The sequence below is a fragment of the Diplocloster agilis genome (genome assembly GCF_019042275.1).
In the GTDB taxonomy this organism is placed as follows: Bacteria; Bacillota; Clostridia; order Lachnospirales; family Lachnospiraceae; genus Diplocloster; species Diplocloster agilis.
Genome location: NZ_JAHQCW010000009.1, coordinates 119,607 through 138,913, shown reverse-complemented (window position 1 = coordinate 138,913; position 19,307 = coordinate 119,607). Strand labels below are relative to the sequence as shown.

At 48.5% G+C, this 19,307-nt stretch carries 18 protein-coding genes; 12 read left to right on the top strand and 6 right to left on the bottom strand.

The features are described 5' to 3' along the window. Nucleotides 1-649 precede the first annotated feature (649 nt). Complete coding sequence (locus KTH89_RS07815; protein ID WP_238721298.1) at nt 650-1,159, bottom strand: helix-turn-helix domain-containing protein; 510 nt, start codon at nt 1,157-1,159, stop codon at nt 650-652. A 688-nt stretch (nt 1,160-1,847) separates the two neighbouring features. Between KTH89_RS07815 and KTH89_RS07810 the strand changes: the two genes are divergently transcribed. Next, nucleotides 1,848-2,564: a type I phosphoribosyltransferase gene (locus KTH89_RS07810; protein WP_158347207.1), complete on the top strand. Its 717-nt coding sequence runs from the start codon at nt 1,848-1,850 to the stop codon at nt 2,562-2,564. A gap of 96 nt (nt 2,565-2,660) precedes the next feature. Here the strand turns inward: KTH89_RS07810 and KTH89_RS07805 are convergent, their stop codons facing one another. Together KTH89_RS07805 and KTH89_RS07800 are read right to left on the bottom strand one after the other, a co-directional pair. Further along, nucleotides 2,661-3,533, bottom strand: a complete 873-nt coding sequence (locus KTH89_RS07805; protein ID WP_238721297.1) for an SIR2 family NAD-dependent protein deacylase — start codon at nt 3,531-3,533, stop codon at nt 2,661-2,663. 45 nt (nt 3,534-3,578) lie between these two features. Beyond that, nucleotides 3,579-4,355, bottom strand: a complete 777-nt coding sequence (locus KTH89_RS07800; RefSeq protein WP_238721296.1) for a protein-ADP-ribose hydrolase — start codon at nt 4,353-4,355, stop codon at nt 3,579-3,581. 312 nt (nt 4,356-4,667) lie between these two features. Here KTH89_RS07800 and KTH89_RS07795 point away from each other — a divergent pair, with 312 nt between their 5' ends. Together KTH89_RS07795 and KTH89_RS24885 are read left to right on the top strand one after the other, a co-directional pair. After that, nucleotides 4,668-5,537 carry a YitT family protein gene (locus tag KTH89_RS07795; RefSeq protein ID WP_238721295.1) on the top strand — a complete coding sequence of 290 codons (870 nt, stop codon included), beginning with the start codon at nt 4,668-4,670 and terminating at the stop codon, nt 5,535-5,537. Nucleotides 5,538-5,550: 13 nt separating this feature from the next. Next, a complete protein-coding gene (locus tag KTH89_RS24885; RefSeq protein WP_275061760.1) occupies nt 5,551-5,682 on the top strand; it encodes a hypothetical protein in 132 nt (43 codons plus the stop codon). Between the two features lie 661 nt (nt 5,683-6,343). Here KTH89_RS24885 and KTH89_RS07790 read toward each other — a convergent pair. Together KTH89_RS07790 and KTH89_RS07785 are read right to left on the bottom strand one after the other, a co-directional pair. Then, nucleotides 6,344-7,006, bottom strand: a complete 663-nt coding sequence (locus KTH89_RS07790) for a cyclase family protein (RefSeq protein WP_238721294.1) — start codon at nt 7,004-7,006, stop codon at nt 6,344-6,346. A 209-nt stretch (nt 7,007-7,215) separates the two neighbouring features. Continuing rightward, the gene (locus tag KTH89_RS07785; RefSeq protein WP_238721293.1) at nt 7,216-7,989 is read right to left on the bottom strand and encodes a DeoR/GlpR family DNA-binding transcription regulator; all 774 of its coding nucleotides are present in this window, start codon (nt 7,987-7,989) and stop codon (nt 7,216-7,218) included. A 241-nt stretch (nt 7,990-8,230) separates the two neighbouring features. On the opposite strand from KTH89_RS07785, the gene KTH89_RS07780 reads away from it, so the two are divergent. The 9 genes from KTH89_RS07780 to KTH89_RS07740 all read left to right on the top strand — a co-directional run bounded on the left by KTH89_RS07780 (nt 8,231) and on the right by KTH89_RS07740 (nt 18,366). Further along, the gene (locus tag KTH89_RS07780) at nt 8,231-8,911 is read left to right on the top strand and encodes a hypothetical protein (protein WP_158347201.1); all 681 of its coding nucleotides are present in this window, start codon (nt 8,231-8,233) and stop codon (nt 8,909-8,911) included. A gap of 2 nt (nt 8,912-8,913) precedes the next feature. Continuing rightward, complete coding sequence (locus tag KTH89_RS07775) at nt 8,914-9,255, top strand: phenylpyruvate tautomerase MIF-related protein (RefSeq protein ID WP_238721292.1); 342 nt, start codon at nt 8,914-8,916, stop codon at nt 9,253-9,255. A gap of 12 nt (nt 9,256-9,267) precedes the next feature. Then, nucleotides 9,268-11,976: an alpha-L-rhamnosidase gene (locus KTH89_RS07770; protein ID WP_238721291.1), complete on the top strand. Its 2,709-nt coding sequence runs from the start codon at nt 9,268-9,270 to the stop codon at nt 11,974-11,976. Between the two features lie 44 nt (nt 11,977-12,020). Beyond that, a complete protein-coding gene (locus KTH89_RS07765) occupies nt 12,021-13,388 on the top strand; it encodes an ABC transporter substrate-binding protein (RefSeq protein WP_158347198.1) in 1,368 nt (455 codons plus the stop codon). A gap of 63 nt (nt 13,389-13,451) precedes the next feature. After that, the gene (locus KTH89_RS07760; protein ID WP_238721290.1) at nt 13,452-14,309 is read left to right on the top strand and encodes a carbohydrate ABC transporter permease; all 858 of its coding nucleotides are present in this window, start codon (nt 13,452-13,454) and stop codon (nt 14,307-14,309) included. 1 nt (nt 14,310) lies between these two features. Further along, nucleotides 14,311-15,141, top strand: a complete 831-nt coding sequence (locus KTH89_RS07755; RefSeq protein WP_238721289.1) for a carbohydrate ABC transporter permease — start codon at nt 14,311-14,313, stop codon at nt 15,139-15,141. Nucleotides 15,142-15,164: 23 nt separating this feature from the next. Then, complete coding sequence (locus KTH89_RS07750; protein WP_238721288.1) at nt 15,165-15,995, top strand: transketolase; 831 nt, start codon at nt 15,165-15,167, stop codon at nt 15,993-15,995. Next, nucleotides 15,992-16,930, top strand: coding sequence for a transketolase family protein (locus KTH89_RS07745; RefSeq protein ID WP_238721287.1), 939 nt, complete (start codon nt 15,992-15,994; stop codon nt 16,928-16,930). The genes KTH89_RS07750 and KTH89_RS07745 overlap by 4 nt, the downstream gene beginning before the upstream one ends. Beyond that, nucleotides 16,927-18,366: an FGGY family carbohydrate kinase gene (locus KTH89_RS07740; RefSeq protein WP_238721286.1), complete on the top strand. Its 1,440-nt coding sequence runs from the start codon at nt 16,927-16,929 to the stop codon at nt 18,364-18,366. Before KTH89_RS07745 ends, KTH89_RS07740 begins: the two co-directional genes overlap by 4 nt. A gap of 186 nt (nt 18,367-18,552) precedes the next feature. On the opposite strand, the gene KTH89_RS07735 is transcribed toward KTH89_RS07740, so the two are convergent. Next, a complete protein-coding gene (locus KTH89_RS07735; RefSeq protein ID WP_238721285.1) occupies nt 18,553-19,233 on the bottom strand; it encodes a Crp/Fnr family transcriptional regulator in 681 nt (226 codons plus the stop codon). Between the last annotated feature and the right edge of the window lie 74 nt (nt 19,234-19,307).

Sequence of the window (19,307 nt, the reverse complement as noted above, 5' to 3'; positions counted from 1 at the left end):
GAGCCTATTCACCAGGAACACGTGATGTGTTCCCGGTTCAGAGGCTCTTGCCCGTCGGACGTGAAGTCCGCCGTGCATCCTGAACCCGGCTTTTCGATTCCACTAAGCGGTGGCTCAGCCGCCCTATGCGCTCACGGGGAGACACAAAAGAACCCGGCCGCCGGGAGCCTCCCCGGAAACTGCCATTATCTCCGGCCTCAAGCCCATGGGTTCCCGGTACTACCAGTCCCCCCGGCCCGGAACCAGGCCTTGTGCCGGCCCGCTCCGCCAGACTTTGGTGACGGCTGAGAGTTAAGTGCAGAAAGGGTTGAATGGAATACGTATAGCGGACTGGATGGATAATGGGATTTATTAGGTGAGATGTTAATTCTAAATTATAAATGATTTTCGATTATCTGCATAAGTACTATACGTTCAGATATTGTAAGGTATGCAAATACTCATTTTACTACGAATTTACCACGATTATTAGAGCCTTGATTTGACAATATAAATTAGAAATTATATTATAGATTTTTTTAAGGAATTTTTTTAAAGGAAAAAGCAGACAATTCTTAAGATTGACTGCTTTTTCTGTATCTTTCTGTCTTTATGAAGTTGTAAAATTGGAATTTATATGTTTGATTTACGCTTCGAAGACAGAGCGGTTTTACATTTTTTTCCGTGTAAAGAAAATTCCAACACTTGCTCCAATGAGAATAATAGGTGCCAGTCTAACAAACAACCATTCTAATGCATGAAAACCAACTCCCAAAACAGCAGTTTCAGGGTCATTATAATTCCAATTTAAATAGGGACTATTTACCACATTTAAGATTACCGAAATAATTACTATAACAGCACACAGTATAATCAATGATCCTTGAATAATTTTTTGCCTAGTAACCTTCTTTTGTGCGAGCTGTAAGTTTATGACCTCTAGTTTTTCTGAAATTGCCTTTAAATCATCAACCTTAATTTCCGCAACAGTTTCTCCCAGTAGAGTGCTAACAGGGATTTCTAGAACCTTTGATATGGAAATCAACATATCTGAATCAGGAACGGATAATCCTTTCTCCCATTTCGATATAGTTTGTCGTACCACATTCAATTTCACGGCAAGCTCTTGTTGGGAAAGCCCTTTTGATTTTCTGATTATTTTAATGTTCTCATTTAACATTACAAATGTCCTCCTTCTTATTTCTGACAATATTGTATGAGAAATTACCCGTTTCCACAAGCAACGCGAATTAACATTCAAGTTCTCCTAAATAATATACATTATAACGTTAAGGAAAGGTAAGGAATAGTAGTAAGCTTTTGGAAGCTTCTATAAGATTTGTTCTCTCAGAGCTATTAATATATAATCCTCCGATCTTACATAAAAGCAATCCTGATCCATAAGAACATGGAACATGGCTTATTTTAGTGAAGGGAGAAGAGGAAGGCGGGAAACTTCGGGGGCTAGAGGACTGGAGGGCGGGGCGGCGGGGCGGCATATCCCGTGGGGACAAATCGCTTGAGGCCGGGTCTTAGAACGGGTTACGCAGAAGAAAACGAAACCTGGCAGGACCCGGGGCACTGTTTGAGCCGCATTTTGGCGAGTTTGCCCCGGGTCCTGCGAATCACAGGTTTCATTTTCTTCGGAGTTACCCGTTCTTAGACCCGGCCGAAGCGATTTGTCCCCACGGGATATGCCGCCCCGCCGCCCCGCCCTCCAGTCCTCTAGCCCCCGAAGTTTCCCGCCTTCCTCTTCTCCCGCCCCCCCTAAAAAAAGAAAAGAACATAGTCTATGTTATTTACAGCAACTGGGGAATAATGATAGTATCAAAATAAATAAGTACTTTGAGTATCAGGAGGAGGTAATTATGCAGGATAGGATTAAGATTCCATCGAAGGAGAACCCGGAACTTCACCTTACCGTAACTCCAGGCCATTTTTCATCCGACCGCTTTCATGTCAACTATTATATAGATATGTCTAATCTGAAAATGCGGCAGAAAGAATCTGAGATGGTGGCCAAGACAATGTCTCAGCGATATGTCAGCCGCGTTAATTTGACGCAGACCAATATGGGAGGAAGCGATTGCGCCTTTTTCTCGGAGATGGCCAGGACATTCGCGTCCAAGACTCCGATCGACACCATTATCTGCATGGACGGCTGCGAGGTAATAGGAGCTTATGTGGCCCAGGAATTGAGTAAATTGGGAGTGAGTTCCCAGAATGAACACAAATCTTTTTATGTGGTAAGCCCTGAATTTGATTCCAGTGGTCAGATGGTTGTCAGAGACAATATTCGAAGAATGATCCGGAATAAGCATGTGCTGGTCGTACTGGCTACCGCCATGTCGGGCCGGACGATCTATAAGAGTATCAAGTGTATTACATCCTACGGCGGCATTGTGGAGGGAATTTCTGTTATATTCAGCGTTATTGATAATATTGAGGGATATCCCGTAAATTCAGTATTTAATGTATCCGATCTGCCGGACTTTAAGCTGTCTGAGCCGGACGACTGCGAGATGTGTAAGGCGGGCCTGCCGATGGATGCGATCGTGAACAGTTACGGATACAGCGAACTGTAATAATGTAAAAATAACGTGATAACTATAGATTGAATGAAATAGAATTTATCGGATCATTGATTACATCCTTTTTCCTAATTTTATAACGCTCCCCTTTCAGAAACCGCCTGAAAGGGGAGCGTTATTTTGTTTCAAAATTGTTCCAATGTCGTCGTTAATGCAGATTGATTTTTCACGTATTTCATCGGGGGCAAAGGCTTCCCGCAGGTTGATACAGGCATAAACAGCATTATGCCAGTCATGGACCATGCGCCAGAAAGGAAATTTTATTATACCCGGAGTGTTCATTCCTGTACCTAATTCAAGAAACAGCACTTTCCGGTCTTTATGTCTCTCCAAAAATTCACCGTAGCGTTTTGCCGCCAAATGCCAGCCCTCGTCTTCGACAAAGGTATTGTCTGAACGAAGGTTCATACTCATAGGCTTGCCGCAGACCGGACAGCGTGGAATCAGCCGGGTTGGAATTTTCCCGTCCGCCTGGTGCTTCAGCATCTGCAGAACCTGAGACTCATTGTCGTAGGTTTTCCGGTGACAGGGCGCTGAACACTGAAACAGGCCGTAATCGCCTTGGGTATAGAACAGCCGGCGTTTATCAAAACCTGCTTTTTGGAAACAGTGATCGACATTTGTCGTGAGGACAAAGTAGTCTTTATCCTTTACCAGCCGGTACAAATCCTGGTACACTGGCTTAGGCGCATCCGTATAGCGGTTGATATAAATATATCTGCTCCAATAAGCCCAATATTCCTCCGGGGAGGAAAAGGGATAGAAACCTCCGGAATACATATCCCGGAAATGATACTTTTCTTCAAAATCGGCGAAATACCGGCGAAAACGTTCCCCGTCATAGACAAATCCTGCCGAAGCCGACAGCCCCGCCCCCGCGCCGATTATCACTGCATCCGCGTCCGCCAGGGCCTCCCACAGCCGGTCAATTCTATCCGCACTCTGACTAGTCAATATCGACATCTTAACCTCCTGCTCCGCATGGGCGGCGCTTCTTTTTTCTTATACTCACAACAGTTTCTCATAGATTTTCAGATCTTTATCTTTAAATACGTTGAAAATAACTTTTTCTATTATCGTATCGGATTTCAGGAATTCTTTTACAACCGCGATGGCTGTCCGGGCTGCTTCCAGGTTAGGAAAATGAAATTCTCCGGTCGATATACAGCAAAAAGCAATGCTCCGGCATCCGTTCCGGGCAGCCAGTTCAAGGCAGGAGCGGTAGCAGGAAGCCAGCAGTTCGCAATCCTTTCCCGTGACCCGGTCATAGATGATTGGTCCTACGGTATGGAGGATGTACTTGCAGGGAAGATTGAATGCGGGGGTGATTTTCGCTTTCCCGGCCGGTTCATCGTGTCCCTGGCGTTTCATGATATTGTCGCAAAGCAGTCGAAGTTGAATACCGCTGCGGGAATGCACCATATTATCGATGCAGGAGTGAAGAGGATAAAAACAGCCGAGCAGAGCGCTGTTCGCGGCGTTCACGATCGCGTCGGCCCGCAGGGTGGTAATATCGCCCTGCCACAGAACGAGCCGCTTGTCGGACCTAAGAGACGGCAGCGATTCCGCGTCTGTCACGCCGGCATTGTCCCGCTCCCGGCATAAGTATTCATCTTGAATCCTTAAAAATTCTTTCCCGGCCGGCCTTGGCGGCCGGATATTCATCAGACTTCGAAGCAGATCTTTTTGCTCCTGCTCGTTTTCCGGTATCTGAACATCTTGAAAACGGGTGTCCTCCGACAACAACTTCTGTATTAAATAAAGCCTTTGTTCAGCATGAGTCATGCAGCAATCTCCTTTAACCCCAGACTAAAAATTTTCAATGGACTTCTTACGCATTATTATAGACATTTGCAGAATCGTTGTGAAGTACGCACCTTCCGGTACCATAGTTTCCAACCGGTTACCATCAGGGGAAGAGGCTGTCTATCATACACCGGCTTCATACCGCTCCAATCCATACATTTAAAACTGAATTTTTAAAAAAGAAAATAAAAGAAAGAAAAAATAAAATAATAGAAAAATATTATTGTAAAAAAGAAAGATATAATGTTATAATCATAAAAAAGAGAAAGAAACAAAAGGGGAGAAAGATACATGGACAACAGTAAACACATAAAAAAATCCATACAATCCTACCTATACATAACTGCCGCGGCGTTCATCTACTCTGCGGGCATCAGCCTTTTCCTGGACCCCAACGGCCTGGCGCCGGGAGGGATGTCAGGGCTTGCCATCATATGCAGCCATATCACAGGATGGAAGACAGGCACCTGGTTCTTTCTGTTTAATATACCGGTAGTTGCTTTGGGAATCTGGAAATTCGGAGTAAAATTCATTCTATCCACGTTCTATGCAGTTGCCGCCATCTCCGCATGTACAAACCTGTTCAGCCGGATCGGATCTGTTACCGGCAATCCGCTGCTGGCCTCCATAACCGGTGCTTTCCTGGTGCCAGTCGGAATGGGAATCATATTCAAAGCAGGAGCTACCACCGGAGGAACAGACATAATCGTAAAACTGCTCCGCATCCGTTTTCCCCACCTGAAAACCGGAAAAATATTCCTGATGACCGACGCGGTCATTGTCACTCTCTCAGGAATCATCTTTCGGGATTTGGACAAAGCCTTATTTGCCGGAATTGCGGTATTGATCAACTCTTTTATTCTGGACATGGTATTATACGGAAAAGACGAGGCCAAGCTGGTCTACATCATCAGTGACAGTGCCCGTCATATCACAGACCGAGTCCTCCGAGAACTGGAAATAGGCGTAACCTATCTAAAGGGCCAGGGGGCTTACACCAACACCGAAAAGCAGGTGATCCTATGCGTCCTCAAGAAACGCTATTATCCCAGACTGGAAGAGATCGTCAAACAGACCGACCCTGGTGCTTTCTTAATTATTAGCAGCGCCAACGAGATCTATGGGGAGGGGTATAAGAATATTTATGGGGAGAAGCTTTAGTGGGGGATTGTATATGCTGGAAGAAAGAGGGGAGCGGGGGCTGCGCCATATCGGACCGGGCCTGGTTCCGACGGAGGGGCCGGGGCTTGGGAGGGAGAAAATCCAACCGGCCCGGTACTTAAGGCTGATTCCCGGTGAAATCTAAATGAAATCTGTCCCGGCTGTTATGGGTACGTGGCTTATTCGCCCCGAATGCCGATGCATTCGCGGCTCAGAAGCCACCGCAGGACTGTTTGGAAAACAGTCCTGCGCCCATAACAGCCGGGACAGATTTCATTAAGATTTCACACGGGCGCCTTATGTACCGGACCGGTTGGATTTTCTCCCTTCCAAGCCCCGGCCGCCTCCGCCGGAACCAGGCCCGGTCCGATATGGCGCAGTCCCCGCTCCCCTCTTTCTTCCAGCCCAGCGTTAATTCGTCTTAAGTTCCATGGTCATAATGCTCTTAACTGTTATCAAGAATCCGTTGAATGTGGCGCTCTGCTTTCACCAGGATAGGGGAGGCGGGAGGCTTGGGGACGCGGGGAATTGCGGAGACGGTTTTCCATTCGGGGGGCCAAATCACTTGAGGCAGGAACTTAGAATGAGTTACGCAGATGGCGGGAGAACCTCGCAGGGCCTGGAACACTGTCCGAGCCGTTCTTCGGCGAGTTTGTTCCGGGTCCTGCCAATAAGAGGTTCTCCCACCATCGGAGTTACTCGTTCTTAGGTCCTGCCGATGCGATTTGGCCCCCCGGATGGAAAACCGTCTCCGCAATTCCCCGCGTCCCCAAGCCTCCCGCCTCCCCGGCCCTAAAGTTAAATCATCATAATCCTTTAATTGCTACAATGCGTGACGGAAAAGCATCCATTCCTTCGGCCATGGGGATCAGCACGAAGACTGTGGGTCTGCAGTTTTCAATAGCACCCAGATTCGTCAGGGATTCGATGATGGCGGTTCCGTTTTTGAAGCAGTTTACATGATTGGGTTCGCCTGGGAGTTCCTGAGTGTCGATCCCGGGCAGTTCGATCCCGGAGGCGTCGGTTCCCAGGGCCTTAGGATGGAACGAGAGCAGCCAGGCCAGCGCGTCCTCCGCGATATACGGATAGGGCTGCCAGTCTGGGGTGTGGAAATATTGATCGTAACCGGTATAGAGGAAGATCATATCTTCCTCCTGGAGGATTCCTTCGTATTTTTTGACATCGGATAAGGTGATGGGCTCATTGGGTTTTTTGCCGAGAACATTGATGACCGTGGCTTCGCCGATCAGTTTCTCCAGAGGCCAGTCTTTGCAGTCCAGTCCGTTCTCGTTTCTGTGATAGGGGATCTCGATGTGGGTTCCGATGTGGGAGTCCATCATGAGAAGCGTTTCTATGTACCAATGGCTGGCTGAAGTATAGCCTGTCGGATAGGGATGGTAGGGAAAACATTCCTGATCTGCCAGCAGGGGATGGCTGAGTTCGATTAATTGTTCCTTTTTGAATTTCATTGGAAATACCTCCTGTGTTGTATTATTTATTATTATATCGAAAATGAAGGAAAAGTCCAGCGAAAAATTAAAAAAAGAAAAAAATAGAAAGAAAAAACTGTGTAATAGAAGAAAAAGGAAAGAACGAAAAATAGAAAGGAGATGTTCCTACGGATGAATGGAACATCTCCTGTGATCTTTTCGGAAAAGATTTATTTGGCGGTTAAATGTTAAACCAGTAACATATTGATATTGTTTTCTTTGTAGTATTCCTGGTAGCACTCCGGCATTCCTGTGTCAGAGATAATAGTGTTAGCGATATCCAGGTTCCCGATACTCATGAAGGCCGCTTTCTCGAATTTCGATGAGTCCGTGACCACGATGATTTCTTTGGAGTAATCCTGCAAAAATTTGAAGATATTGCATTCCACATCGTTGGAGACCGAATAACCGCATTTAAAGTCGACAGCGGAGACGCCGATAAAAGCTTTGTTAAAGAACATGGAGGACAGATTATTCAGGGTCAGGTCACCGGACAGAAACGGAATCCGTTCGGTATAGACCTTGCCTCCGCACAGGATCACGTTGGCGTTGGGCTGCTGGGATAAGATATAGGAGGCCAGGACATTGTTGGTCACGACCTGGACGTCGCGGTTGGCCAATGCTTTGGCGATGGCGCAGGTGGTCGTACCGCTCCCCAGAAAGATCCATTCTTTATCTTCTACATAATTGGCTGCTTCCTCGGCAATACGCTCGATGGCGGCGAAAGCCTCGGTGGAAGGATTCAGCTCCTGCAGCAGGGGGATGCTCTGGAGAGGACTTTGGGATCTGAGCGTGGCCCCGCCGTGGGTACGGTAAAGAATGCCCTTTTCCTCCAGCTCTTTCAGATCGTTTCTCACGGTCACGTTGGAGACATTCAGCAGCTTACTTAACGTATTAATATCCATATGATTTTGTTTGGTTATGAGCTCTTGTATTTTTTGAAGTCGCTCTGCTTTAAACATATTTGGATTTCACTTTCTCTTTCTTATGTATTATTTTCCAGTATAGTATAATCCAAATTTTATTAAAAAGCAATACGAAGATGACAGACAACTTTTTTTATTTTTCTATTTTGCGTTGAAAAGCAAAGAAATAGTAAAAAAGTTAAAAAATATGTTGAAAAAAGAAAAAACGTTTGTTATAATGAGAAAAAATAGAAAGAAAAAGAAAAGAAAATCTTTCAAAACGAAAGGAGATCGTAAAATGAGTTGTCCTGAATTGGTTGTTATGCTGACGCATAATGACGTCACCGTGAAAAATTCGAAGGAAATTTTTTTGGAGGCAAAAGATGCGCCGTGCGGCTATTGGGGGTTTAAGGAAGTGGGCCTGCCTCCGGAAGAGATGAAGGATCTGGTCCGGTGTATGAAAGACGCCGGTAAAACCACATTTATGGAGATTGTGGCGAAAACTGAGGAAGACTGTTCAAAGGCTGTGAAACTGGGGATCGAAAGCGGGTTTGACGCCATTTTGGGAACGGTTTACTATGACAGCATTTTGGAAATGGTGAAAGAACATCATATCACCTATTTCCCGTTTATCGGAGAGCGTTATACCGAGAGTATCCGGGGGACGATTGAAGAATTGAAAGAGGAGGCGGCGTGTCTGGCGGAAAAAGACGGAGTGACCGGAATCAATGTGGCGGCTTACCGGTATGACGGCAACGTGGAAGAATTGCTGACGGCGATCTCGGATACTGTAAAGAAAGTAAACAAACCACTGAGCATCGTGGGCAGTATTAACAGTTATGAACGGCTGGATATGGTAAAAAAGTTTAATCCCCGCACTTATACCATTGGCGGAGCGTTTTTTGAAAACAAATTCGGGGAGACTTTCAGCGAACAGATCGAAACCGTGCAAAATTATATGAAAAAAGGGGAGCGATGAAAATGCCGTTTATTCATGTCAGGACATCCGGGAAAATATCGGCAGAGCAGAAACAGGAATTAAAAGCGGATTTCGGGAAGCAGATCGGACTGCTGCCGGGTAAGACGGAACAGTGGCTTATGATACAGTTCGAAGAAGGATGCGGGTTGTATTTTCAAGGGAATGAGGATCCCTGCGCGCTGTTGGATATATCGGTTTACGGCGGCGCGGGCAGTGAAGCATATGAGAATCTGACCCGGGCATTGAGCGGGGATATAGAAAAGGTTCTGGGGATTCCCGGGAACCGGATATATGTCAAATACGCGGAGACGGAATACTGGGGCTGGAACAAAGAGAACTTTTAAGAGGAGAGGCCATTGCTGAGAATAAAAGAAATTCGGATGGATTATGAGAAAAAGCTGATGGCCGTGACACAGATACCGCAGTTTAGCTGGGTGATCGAAAGCGACCGGCCAGCTACCTTACAAACAGGGTATCAGCTTCAGATCTCCCGGGCAGACGATTTTGGGGATCTGATATATGACAGCGGGCAGAAAACGGCGGAAGATTCCGCTCATGTAATTCCCACGATCAGCGGGTATCAGCCTTTGGTCCCATACTTCGCCCGCGTCCGTATATGGGATAACTATGGGCGAAGCAGTGAATGGAGCGGGACAGCGGATTTTCTCTTTGCTTTACCGGAGGGATACCGATGGAAGGCGAGATTTGTGTCGGCTGAGTCCGCCGTCCAGGCGGAAAGCTCCGCGGGTACATATATAAGGAAAGAATTTACTTTAAAAGATAAGGTGAACCGTGCCTGGGCCATGGTGAGCGCGTTGGGTCTCTATGAGTTCTATCTGAATGGCGGTAAGGTGGGGGACGCTGAATTAACACCAGGCTGGACCGCTTATGAAAAGCAGCTGCTCTATCAGACCTGGGATGTGACGGACCGGTTAAGGCCGGGAAAGAACGCGGCGGCAGCAGTGATCGGCGCCGGTTGGTATAAAGGGCGGATCGGTGAGAGCGGACGCTGCCTGTACGGAGAACAGACCGCATTTTTCATGGAGCTTCATATACGCTATGAAAATGGAACGGATGAAATATGGTGTACGGACGAGTCCTGGAAGGGCTGCCCTTCCCCTGTTCGGATGGCGGAACTGTACGATGGAGAAACCTATGACGCCAGGCTGGAAATTCCAGGGTTTAACCGGCCGGGATTATCGGAAGAAGGATGGAATCCGGTTTGTGAATTGGATTATCCGGTCCCGAATCTTTACCCGCAGAAAGCTGCGCTTGTCAGAAAACAGGAAATTTTCCCGGTAAAAAAGATATTCCGGACGCCGGATGGGATCACCTGTCTGGACTTCGGCCAGAACATGGCGGGAATCCCGGGGTTTCGGGTGCAGGGTAAACCCGGAGACCTGGTGGAGCTGCAGTGCTTTGAAGAACTGGACAAAGAGGGGAATGTCTATACCGATAACCTGAGAAGCGCGAGGCAGACGATCCGTTACTTCTGCAGAGGCGAAGGGCCGGAAGAACATGAGCCGCTGTTCACCTACCAGGGGTTCCGGTATGTGGCTGTGCTGCGCTGGCCGGGGGAGATTGTTCCGGAGCAGTTCAGGGCTGTTGCCATGTACTCCTCGATCGATTATACAGGGACTTTCCGGTGCGGGAACCCATTGCTGAACCGTCTGGTTCAAAATATCAGATGGAGCATGAAAAGTAATTTCGTGGATATCCCGACGGACTGCCCGCAGCGGGATGAGAGGCTTGGGTGGACGGGAGACGCTCAGATTTTCTGTCGAACGTCAGCTTACCTTGGTAATGTATATAATTTTTTTGAAAAATGGCTCAGAGATCTGAGTCTTGAGCAGAACGAAGAAGGCGGGGTGCCCCATCTGATCCCCGATATTTTATGCGGCAGGGACCAGTCCGATGACTGGCTTCTAAGTCAGGGCATCCACTCGGCGGCAGCCTGGGCGGATGCGGCGGTGCTCATACCCTGGAAGCTGTATCTGCATTACGCAGACCGGCGGATACTGGAAAGACAGTATGCCGGTATGAAGTCCTGGATCGATTTTATGACAGCCCATGCGGAGAACGGTATATGGAATTATCAGCTTCAGTTCGGGGACTGGCTGGCCCTGGACGCCAAAGAGGGCAGTTATTTTGGGGCAACGCCGAATGAGCTGACCTGCACTGCTTATTATGCCTATTCTACAGGAATCTTCGCCAGGGTGGCGGATATCCTGGAGCACAGGGAAGACGCGGTAAAATATCAAAAGCTCTATGAGGAAATCCGAAGTGTTTTTAAGACCAATTTTTTTGGCCCGGATGGGATGATGACTGCGGATACCCAGACGGCATATGCGCTGGCCCTTTGTTTTGATCTGGTGCCGGATCAGTGGAAAACGGGTGCGGCAGACCGGTTGGCCGGGTTATTGGAACAAAATGACGGCCATATGACCACCGGATTTATGGGCACGCCATGCCTGTGCCCGGCTTTGAGCGCTCAGGAGAAGACAAAGGAAGCGTATCGGCTGCTGCTTCGTACCGACTATCCGTCCTGGCTCTACCAGGTCAGCCAGGGAGCGACTACCGTATGGGAGCACCTGGACGGGAAGAAGCCGGATGGGAACATGTGGAGCGCGGATATGAATTCTTTTAACCACTATGCATACGGAGCAGTCGGCGAATGGCTGTTTGAAACGGCTGCCGGTATCCGGATCTGTGAGGAGAATCCGGGTTTTCGAAGAATTCTGATCTGCCCGGAAATCTGTGAGGAATTGGGAAATGTGGAAGCTTCCTGTTCCTCCCCTTATGGAGATATAGAAGTAAGGTGGGAGTGTGAGGAGGATCAGGTAACGCTGGAAGTTCAGATCCCCCATAATACGACAGCGCAGATCCGGCTGAACAACGTAACAGAATTGATAGAAGCAAAAGGCTGCAGCAGGCAGAAGGCCAATTTCAGAACAAAAAATGAAGTGATAAAGGAAGCCGGCAGCAGCAAGGAGAAGGCGGAGCGCATAGATTTGGAAGCAGGGTCCGGTGTCCATCGGATTCAATATAGGGTATCACAAATATAACAAGTATAAAACAAGAAGGAAAAGAAAAACAGGAGGGTCATTTTATGAAGGCAAAAAAAGTATTGGCGGCTTTATTGGCAGTGACGGTGGTCATGGGGTTAAATGGATGCAGCAGTGGATTACAAGGGGCCGCCGATGCGGAAGCGCCCAAGCAGCAGGATGAACGGCAGACGGCGGATGCGGCACAGACAGAGGAACCAAAGAAGGATGATGAGGAAGTAACCCTTACCTTATCCGTAGACTCCGATGAGACGCTGGACGGACTGCAGGCAGTCTGCGACAAAGCAAAGGAAGTTCTGGGAATTACGGTAGAACTGGATATCTATACGGCGGGTACAGATGGGGATAATATTATGAAAACCAGACTGGCCAGCGGAGATATGGCCGATATGTGCGTATGGTCCGACAGCAAATTCAAATCGGTTGGCCCGGACAAATACTTTATGGACTTAAGCGGGACTAATATACCGGATAAGCTGGATGATACATACCGCGAGGCGGTCACTTATAACGGCGGCGTATACGGCATTCCGGTCGGCACATCCATGTGCGGAGCGATCCTGTACAACCGGGATCTGTATGAAAAATACAATCTGGAAGTTCCCAAAACCTGGGACGAGTTCCTGAAAAACTGCCAGGTGATAAAAGATGGCGGAGACACAGCGGTACTTGGTACCTTTGCGGACAGCTGGACGGCGCAGGTTCTATTCCTGGGGGATTACTATAATGTGAGTGCAAAAGATCCGGAATTCTACAAAAATTTTGAAGCCGGTACTGCCAAATATGCAAACACCCCGGCGGCTATGAGGAGCTTTCAGAAGTTTGAGGATCTGAAAGACTACTACAACAGTGATTATATGGCTACTATTTATGACGATGGATGTGAGATTCTGGCAGAGGGAAACGCGGCGCACTGGATTATGCTGACGCAGGCTCTTTCCAATATTTACTCTTTGTATGATAAAGAAACCGTGGACAAAATAGGAGTGTTTGGTATTCCCGATGAGGACCCGGATAATCAGGGAATCACCGTGTGGACCCCTTCCACCATCTTTGGAAATAAGAACTCGGATAAGACAGACGATATCCTGCGTTTCATGGAATTCTATATCTCCGAACAAGGACTGGACGCCTATTGTTCCGCGCAGATGGCAGACGGGCCTTTCCTGGTAAAAGGATATGAATCGGCAAGCGACGGCTACCGGGCTGTGGAAGAAGATATGCAGGCATATTTTGACGCGGGCAAGACCGAAGTGGATATGCAGTCCCAGGTACAGGTAGTGGGAAGTGACCTTCCGGCTATCTGCGTGGAGGTGGCGACCGGTCAGATCGACGGCAAAGCCGCAGCGGAGAAATATGATGCGGACTGCTACAAGGCTGCGGTACAGCTGAATCTGGACTGGAAAGAGTAACCGGCATAAAAGCCTGAGAGAGAGTGAATATATGCCGCAGTAACTGCGGCTCTGGAGGAAACGATGGACAAAAAGAAATTATATTCTTTCTGGTTTTTGACCCCTGCGCTGTTGATGTTCACCATATTTTTTCTGATTCCGACCGTAACGTCGCTGTATTTTAGTATGACGGTCTGGAATATAGACGGAGCGAAGTTCTGCGGACTGAATAACTTTAAGATGTTCTTTCAGGAGGATTCTTTGAATGTCGGAATTCGGAACACGCTTCTTTATGCAGTGCTGACCAGTATTTTGAAACTGGTACCCGCCTTTTTCCTGGCGGTATTCCTGACCAGTAAGATCAGGACAAAAAACATATTGCGTTCGGTATTATTTTTCCCGAGCCTCTTGAGCCTGATTGCCATCGGAATTATGTTCAAGGCGATGATGCATCCGTCAAAAGGGGTTATTAATAAGGCGCTGGCTGTGTTCGGTATTACCGGGATAGACTGGCTGGGCAATACGAAGATCGCCATGTTCTCCGTGATTGGGGTCGCGATCTGGGAGGGGTTGTGTATCGCGACCATGATGTTCATCGCCAGCATTCAGGCTATTGATCAGAATTATTATGAAGCGGCGGAAATAGATGGCGCCAATTGGTGGCAGAAACTGCGGTATGTAACCATGCCGCAGACCATATCCGCCAGAAACTCCATCATCATACTGGCGTTTATCGACGGAATCCGAAGCTTCGAACTGATCTGGTCCATGACCGGCGGCGGGCCCGGATTTGCCACGGATGTGTTGTCGTCCATCGTATACAAACAATACGCGGCGGGATATTACGGATTGTCTACGGCAGGCAATGTGATTATGCTGATCCTGATCTCGTGTCTGGCCTATCCGCTGCAGACCTGGCTGCTTAAGAGGGAGGAAAACTAGGATGAAAAAGAAAAAAACGAAGCTCCTGATCGGGGATATTCTGGGATGCACCGGGATGTTTATCGTTTATATCATACCGTTCCTCTTTATCTTGTTAAACGCGTTAAAGGATCGGAAAGGGGCAAACAAACTTAGCTTGTCCCTGCCGGACACCTTTCACTGGGAAAATTTCCTGGAGGTTATTAAAGTGCGGGATTTCCAGGTGCTGACCGCATTCCGGAACAGTGCGCTGATTACCTTCTTTTCAGTGGCGCTGCTGGTGGTCGCGGGCGCCATGGCTGGCTATGTGATCCAGAGAAGGAAAGACAGGAAGATTAAAATGGTGAATAACCTGTTCATGGTAGGCCTGATGCTGCCTCCGGCGGTACTGCCGACGATCTGGCTGCTGCAGAACCTGCATATATACAAATCCTTTTTCTCCATTGTTATGCTGGAAGCGGTAATCAATCTGCCCTTCACGATCATGCTGTACCGGGGCTATATCAGTACGATCCCCCAGGAGCTTGAGGAGGCCGGTTACATAGATGGCTGTAACCGCTTTGAAATCTTTTCAAGGATTGTGTTTCCGTTGCTGAAACCGATCAATGCCACGGTTATTATTTTAAATGCCATTTACATCTTTAACGATTTTACAACTCCGTTATATTTCTATCCCGGGACAGATAATGTGACGATTGTATTGACCTTATATAATTTTATCGGCCAGTTTCAGAGTTCTTATAACCTGCTGTTCGCGGATGTGATTATAATTATCATTCCTATGCTGATTTTATTTATCATATTTAACAAGCGGATCGTCAATGGAATGGTGGCCGGAGCGGTGAAAGGCTAGGACATTGAATGGAGGGAAGAAAGATGACGGTGAAAGAACTGGAAAATAAGGCAAAAGAAATTCGCAGGGGAATACTCACCATGATTTATGAAAGCGAAGCAGGCCATATAGGCGGCGCGTTATCCTGCTGCGACATATTGACCGCCCTTTTCTATCAGATCATGAATACAGATCCCGGTAAACCCAAGGACCCGGACAGAGACCGGTTTGTGCTGAGCAAAGGGCATTGTGTGGAAGGGTATTATAATATACTGGCGGACAAAGGCTATATCCGAAAGGAGGAGTTAAAGACATTTTCCCAATTTCAGACACGGCTGATCGGCCATCCGAACCGGGAGATCCCGGGAGTGGAGATGAACACAGGGGCGCTGGGCCACGGCTTAAGTTCGGCCTGCGGAATGGCCAAGGCCGGGAAAATGCAGAAGAAAGATTATCGGGTTTACTGCCTGATGGGAGACGGCGAACAGGCGGAGGGTTCCATCTGGGAGGCCGCGATGTTTGCCTCCAACTACAGACTGGACAACCTATATGCGATACTGGACCGGAACACGCTTCAGATCAGCGGCCCCACGGAGCAGGTTATGAAGCTGGAACCTTTGAAGGATAAGTGGCAGGCGTTCGGCTTCGAGGTGGAGCAGGTAGACGGAAATGACATGGACAAAGTATTAAAAGCCTTCGACAGGCTTCAGAAAGTAAACGGAAAACCCAAGCTTATACTTGCGGACACAGTAAAGGGGAAGGGGATCTCCTTTATGGAGAACAATGTAAAATGGCATCATGGAACATTAAACCAGGCGGAATACGAACAGGCGTTAAGGGAACTGGGGAAGCCGGATAAGGGGGGAGAGGCATGAAACATACCTGCAGAAAAGCATTTACAGACACGCTGCTGGAACTTGCGAAAGAGGATTCCAGGATCGTGGCCCTGACCTCGGATGCACGGGGATCGGCTGCTTTGAACAAGTTCGTGGAAGAACTTCCGGAGCAGTTCATAGAAGTGGGGATCGCAGAACAAAATGAAGTAGGCGTGGCGGCGGGGGCTTCCACCTGCGGATTGATTCCCTTTGTATGCGCGCCCGCTCCGTTTTTAAGTGCAAGAAGCCTGGAACAGATCAAAGTAGACGCAGCCTATTCCAACACCAACGTCAAAATATGCGGGGTAAGCGGCGGCCTAAGCTACGGAGCTTTGGGGGGGTCCCACCACGCGATACATGATCTGGCGGCCATACGTCCCATGGAAAACATCACGGTATTAGTCCCGGCCGATGCAAGGGAAACCAGATGGATGACCCAGGCCATCGCTCGGACAAAAGGTCCGGTCTACATGAGAATGGGCAGAAATGAAGTGGAAGACATCTATACGGAAGAAGACCGGAAGAAATTCCGGCTGGGAAAAGCGATCTGTCTGAAAGAAGGACGGGACCTGACCATGATCGCAGCCGGGGAGCTGGTATGTCCGGCTCTGACAGCGGCAAAAAAGCTGGAAGCCTGCGGAATATCAGTCCGGGTACTGGACATGCATACCATAAAGCCCCTGGACGAAGAAGCCGTCCAAGCGGCGGCTCAGGAGACGAAAGGGATTGTAACCCTGGAAGAACACAGTATTCATGGAGGCCTCGGAGGCGCGGTGGCGGAGTATACGGTACAGAATTGTCCTGTTCCCATGAAAATAATGGGAATCCCGGAGGGCCATGTGGTGGCAGGAGAAACCTGCGATCTGTTCCCCTACTATGGTCTGGATGAAGAATCTATCGCCGAAAACACAAAAGAATTCTGGAGTACCTTATGAAAATAATACTGGCATTAGATCAGGGGACATCCTCTACAAAAGCGGTTCTGTTCGGGGAAAATGGGAAAATCCTGGGCCGGTCATCGGTGAATAATGACATCCGATACTGGGAAGACGGCCGTGTCGAACAGGACCCTGTACAGCTGGTCCATGCAATGCAGCAAACCATGGCCGGCGTAATCAGCCAAAGTCCTGCTTGCCGGAATAATATCGCGGCCATCGGAATATCCGTGCAGACAGGAGCGTTCCTGCTCTGGGAAAAAGAGACAGGCATCCCGCTCACCCCGGTAATCGGATGGCAGGATCAAAGAGGGGAAGAAATCCCGGACAGGCTGGCCGCCATCCTGAAAGCGGATCCCGCTCTTCATGCCCGCGCACAGAATCAGGAAGTCCTGTTCGGAACCATGGAAACCTGGCTCATCTATAATCTGACCAACAGAAAATGCCACGCCACAGATATTACTAATGCAGACATCTCAGGCATGTATGATGCGGGTTCGGGCAATTGGAACCGATCTCTTCTGGACCACTATCACATTCCCGCGCAGATACTGCCTCCTATACGGAAAAACGATGCCGATTACGGGATCGTAGAAGAAGGTCCTGCCGCCGGCATCCCCATATGCGGGGTGATTGGTGACAGCAGCGCCGCCCTCTTCGGGGAAGGCTGTTGGAACAGGGGAGACCTGAAGATCACCTACGGTACGGGCGTGTCCGTCGTCTATAATCTGGGCTCTAACAAATCCCCCGGCGCTGCATTGGCCTGGGACACCCGAAACGGCCGGATGTATATCTGGGAAGGCACTGTACCGTTTGCGGGAGCTCAGATCCAGAAACTGATCCGGGAAGGCATCGTAAAAACCCCGGAAGAAACCGCAGAACTAGCATCATCCCTGTCAGACAACCAGGGCATATATCTCACATCCGAAGCCGCAAACGGCACATTTCCCAAGATTCCCTCAGCCCTGTTAGCCAGAGCTGTTCTGGAAAGTATTGCCTATCAGGTGGCGGATCTGAAAGCAGAAGCAGAAAAAACTTTTAACATAAGGACAAGCCGCATCCAAGCAGACGGAGGAGTCAGCAATAATCAATTTCTAATGCAGTTCCAGTCTGACCTTTTCGGCCAACCGATTTCCCGTAACTGCCACCCCGAGATATCGGCCTACGGCGCCGCCTGCGTAGCCGCGGTCCACATCGGCCTGTGGACCCGTGAGCAAATACAAAACGCAGCCCGGGACACACAACTCTACACCCCCCGTATGCCCAATCGTATACGTAATAAATACATAACGGAGTGGAAAAACGTAACCCAACCAAATCAGCCTGATTTAAAGCAGGAGTTGAAGTATCGGGGCGGCGGGAGCCCTTCCGTCAAACCCGGTCCGGCCCCGGCGTCTGGGCAAAAATCCCCTGCATGTAAAAGCATGGCCGAATAGAGGAGGGAGACTCAAGGTAAAATGCCGGCTCACACGCCGGCATTTTACCTGTTTTCAGAGGCTCCCGGATCTGTTCATGAGGTTGCTTTTACATGCAGGGGATTTTTGCCCAGACGCCGGGGCCGAACCGGGTTTGACGGAAGGGTTCCCGCCGCCCCGATACTTCAACCCCGGCCCTCAAAAAAATCAATACTCCACGTCCTGCCCCGATTCGATAAAGTCCCGGAGCTGTTTCTCATTTTCCAGCACAACACTGTGACCGTCCTTTGAGATAAACCCGTACTGTTTTAACTTACCCATAATGCGGGAAACCGTCACCGGATGGATCCCCAGGTACTTGGACAGCTCAATATAATTAAAGTATTTCGGCAGGATCTTTTTCCCCTGCTTGTCTACGGAAAATTCCAGGATCAGGCGGCAAAGCCGGACGGCGGCGGATTCTTCCTGGATCTGGTGATAGCGGTCCAGAATATCCAGGTAGTTTTTGGTCAGGATGCGCAGTAAAAACAGATTAAACTCCTGGTCCTCTTTAACAAGACGGAAAAAATCGATATCGCTGATGCGGTACAACGTACAGTCTGTTTTGGCCACGATGGAATAAGTTTTATATTGCGCGCCTTCTTCCGACTGAAATAACATGCGTCTCATAATCTGAGCAAAACCGATGATCCGCTTTGAATCGAAGTAGAGATAGATCTTCTCCTCCCCATCCCGGGTCAGACTCTGCAGCGCGCAGAGGCCGTCCTCCAGAAGAAAAGCGCTGTGTTCGTTGGTGCCGCTGTTTGCATTATAAAGGTAGGTGTCTTTTTTGACTTGTACTTTCATACCATATTTATATAGTTTTTCAATATTAGTTTTCTCAAACATAATTACCTCCACGGGTCCATCCATTCCTTCAAGCATAGGTTATACATTTATATAAGGTAGACGGACATTTATGT